This window comes from Burkholderia sp. YHN3-13 (assembly GCF_055810675.1).
This window is the reverse complement of the sequence record NZ_JBVVNQ010000058.1, coordinates 1-3,565: the sequence shown is the minus strand read 5'-3', so window position 1 is coordinate 3,565 and position 3,565 is coordinate 1. Positions and strand designations below refer to the sequence as shown.

The 3,565-nt window shown below is 54.5% G+C and carries 3 protein-coding genes and 3 pseudogenes; 4 read left to right on the top strand and 2 right to left on the bottom strand.

The annotated features are described in order from the left end of the window. The coding region (locus tag AC0KUR_RS37735) for an ATP-binding protein (RefSeq protein WP_473377370.1) at positions 1 to 487 on the top strand (487 nt) is incomplete at its 5' end. 85 nt (positions 488 to 572) lie between these two features. On the opposite strand, the pseudogene AC0KUR_RS37730 reads toward AC0KUR_RS37735, so the two are convergent. Beyond that, positions 573 to 833, bottom strand: a pseudogene (locus tag AC0KUR_RS37730) (IS110 family transposase); the annotation flags it as partial. Positions 834 to 1,365: 532 nt separating this feature from the next. Between AC0KUR_RS37730 and AC0KUR_RS37725 the strand changes: the two are divergent. From AC0KUR_RS37725 to AC0KUR_RS37715, 3 genes and pseudogenes are all read left to right on the top strand, one after another. Beyond that, a complete protein-coding gene (locus tag AC0KUR_RS37725) occupies positions 1,366 to 1,767 on the top strand; it encodes a hypothetical protein (RefSeq protein ID WP_226159414.1) in 402 nt (133 codons plus the stop codon). Next, positions 1,764 to 2,438: a hypothetical protein gene (locus AC0KUR_RS37720; protein WP_226159413.1), complete on the top strand. Its 675-nt coding sequence runs from the start codon at positions 1,764 to 1,766 to the stop codon at positions 2,436 to 2,438. The genes AC0KUR_RS37725 and AC0KUR_RS37720 overlap by 4 nt, the downstream gene beginning before the upstream one ends. Positions 2,439 to 2,458: 20 nt before the next feature. Next, positions 2,459 to 3,022, top strand: a pseudogene (locus AC0KUR_RS37715) (integrase core domain-containing protein); the annotation flags it as partial. 265 nt (positions 3,023 to 3,287) lie between these two features. Here AC0KUR_RS37715 and AC0KUR_RS37710 read toward each other — a convergent pair. Further along, positions 3,288 to 3,461: pseudogene (locus tag AC0KUR_RS37710) on the bottom strand (transposase domain-containing protein); the annotation flags it as partial. Between the last annotated feature and the right edge of the window lie 104 nt (positions 3,462 to 3,565).

Below are 3,565 nucleotides of genomic sequence, written 5' to 3'. Positions count from 1 at the left end.
CGCGATCCTGATCGCCGGGCAAACGGGCACGGGCAAGAGTCATCTGGCACAGGCGCTGGGCCACTGCGCCGCCCGTCAAGGCCGGGACGTGCTGTTCATCTCGCAGACCGAGTCGTTCAAGCGGCTGAACGCCGCGCGCGCGACCGGCACCTACGAACGTCGGTTCCAACAGTTTGCCAAGCTGCCGCTGCTGATCGTTGACGACTTCGCGCTCAAGCCCTTGCATACCCCGCAGGACGAGGACTTCCACGATCTCGTGGATGCGCGCTACGAACGCGCGGCGACGATCCTCACGTCGAATCTGCACTTCGACGAATGGGGTGCCGCGTTCCCCGACAACCGCATCCTCGGCACAGCAACTCTAGATCGGTTACGCCACGGCGCCTACCGGCTCGTGCTCGAAGGCGACAGCCGGCGCACCCCGAAACCCATGCCTGATCCGCCCCAAAATACAGTTGCCAAAAACGGCAAAAAACCGCAACCTTGAAACCGTTCGAACCCGCGCTTTACCCCCAGTTCTACTGGCGCCATTACGCCGATCATCCCCGGCTTCTTTACGCCGACCCGTGACACCCGGGCAACTCGTCCAGATGATTGGCAATATGCGCCCGCAGTTTTTCCGGGCTCTGTGGCAGAACCACACCGAATTCTGCAAGCAGACCTCGCAACCGATTGTACGTCGCAGTACGCTCCTCGACGAATCCTTGTCGTGTGCGATGCGGGCAAAGCGTCGCTTGTTGATGCTCGTCCTTTGTTGGCACGAAGCGCATGGTGGGTCATGTCACCGCTTCGCAAATTGCAGCTGCATCTGCTACATCGTTCTTGCCGCGCTTAATTTCCGCATCACAAGCGCCTTAGATCAACTCACGCCCGTTTGAGACCTGAACGCGGGCTGCCTCTCCCAACCGTACAACCGGCCCCTCATTTTTCTCGTAATGTGTTTAGTTACGACCAAACGACCGAGAATTGCTCAACAACTCGTTCTACTCCGCCCAGCGGCCCCCCAACGACCGACATCACTTCAACTCCCCCGGACGCCGATCGACACCCGCACAGATCAACAATAATCACTTTAATATTTGTTATCTTTTGCTCGGCTCGGCGGGAGATTATAGTATAAATATTTAATTTGGTCGCCATCGCCCTGCGATAAAATTGCCAGCGAATTTCAGTTGTATTTTTTAAAATTTACTCAGTCTTATGCCAACCTCAAAGAAATTCTTTTCGAAGCAATTGTTTCGCAATGAGTCTCACTACATAGCCACTGTCGTCATCATTGTATGCGCCTATGTCTTGTACATGCATCTGGCGTTCAATCCCGATTGGACCAATGACGTATCTTGGATAAAATCCATCACGAGCGTCATGGCAAAAATAATCCCCGCAATAAGAAAGTTGAGAGAATTAAATTACCCTTACACCCCATATTGGGGGGCTTTTTTTTCTTTCTTTTGGCTAACCGTCCCGCTGTATTGGATACTCGGCTTCACCAGCGTCTCTTTCCTCAGCAAAGTCCAAGAAAGACGATTAAAAATCAACACAACCATAACTAGGATATTACTTCTTCTTGTTATTTACTCGGGCGGCGCAGCATGGTCATTCACATCGCCAATCTCATCAGGGGTATTGTTTTTTAATCAATTTAGCAAATCCTCATTCATTTCGGTTGTTTCTTGGCTTTTTGTGGCTGGGTCATTTTATTATCAGGCGCAGATGCTGCGTGTGTTTATCGGAAAAGTAAAATTTTTAGGGATTTTTGAACAATGAGCTCTACCGTAACAACATCCACGCCCAACCAATTTGAAGGGAATTTGCAAGCATTGGGGTATGCAGGTCCCGATGGGACTGCGCATGCTGCCGCCGACATTACTTCTACGCTTATTTCTGGCGTCTATGCCGGGCTTGCGACGGCCGCAGGGGAAACCGGCGCATTGCCTGGTCCGATCGGAGTAGTAGGAGCAGGCGTAGGCTTAGCACTGGGGATAGCTACAGCAGGTTCAGGCTGTAGTACTCTTGGAGCGGTTGCAGGAGCCGTGGGAGGTATCGCCGGAGCTGCTGCCGCCACTCCCACTGGCCTCGCAGGGCAATTTATTGCTGGAGCCGCGGTAGCAGCTGCAGCGCAAAAAGCACTAACAGCAGCGTGTCAAACTGCTAACGGCTACGTTAACGGAAATCCCCCTTTCGACCCAGCGGCGGTTCAATCGACGCTTGTTCAGACAGGCGCGCAGATAAATACCGCAGTCGCAACTGCGATCCCGACAGTGGACGCTGACACAGCGGCGTTTCTTCAAGCTGAACAACAATTGTTTAATCAAACCCTGAATCTATCTATTCAAGCATTGTCCAGTTTCGGCGGTACGCCTACGACAGCGTCAACGACGTCCACTGTGCCGCTGCAGATCGGCGTGCCAGCCCCACTTATTGCCCCTGCGCTCTGAAGTTCGTGTAAATGACGGGTCGACGTCCTCGCCGACGTCGTTGCGGCAACGACATACGCCTGCCAGGCGCCACACAGCCAAATTACGTTTGGAGCTATAACTTCGTGCACGATCAGCTGGTGGATGGCCGGGCCTTGAAGATGCTATGCGTGATCGATGAATACACCGGCGAGTGTCTGGCGATCGAGGTTGGCACCAGCCTGCAGTCGCAGGACGTGATCTTGACGCTATCGCGACTCATGTGACTGTACGGCAAGCCCGCGTTTGTTCGGTCGGACAACGGCGCTGAATTTACCGCTGCCAAGGTCATGCGCTGGCTGCGAGACGCTGCAATCGGTCCAGCCTTCATTGCGCCTGGCAGTCCATGGTAAAATGGATTCGGCGAAAGCTTCAACGGCAAACTGCGAGACGAATTGCTAAACCGCGAATGGTTCCGCAGCCGCGCCGAGGCCAAAGTGCTCATCGAACGCTGGCAGTTCTATAACGAGCGCCGGCCCCACAGCGCTCATCGCTACCAACCTCCGGCCACGGTCCGTCGAGCCTGGCTGGATTCCGATAATATCGACGCGAGACTCACTGCCTGATTGGCGTTAGCGCGAATTCCTCCGCACCTAGCCAGTACTGCTGAATCGATCCACGATTGCGTCCACAACCCACACTTGCGGACGCAACCACGATGACAGCTGACACGATTGACCTCGATTTCCTGCCCCTGAAGGTTACGCACGTTTCCCCGCACGGCATACGGTCGTTCGGTTGCGCCGTCAGATCGGCGTCGTGCTCCAGGAGAATTTCCTGTTCAACCGTAAGCGCCCGGCGAAGGCATCTTGACGGCGTGATCGGAAGGGATTAGGCAACGATCGGCGCCCAGCGATGGGGCAACAACTGCGCGACGTCAGCAGCGCGATGGGTCGGCAATCGAGTCAACACATCTTTCAGGTAGGTCAACGGATCGTGCCCATTTAGTTGTGCAGATCGTATCAATGTCATGATGGCAGCCGCACGTTTTCCCGCCGTAAGCGCCCGGCGAAGGCATCTTGATCGGCAAGTCGTGCCGCCCGACGATCATGTCCATTCAAATTTTAAATGGACAGGTGTACATGATGGAAGACGTCGAAGTTGTTGAG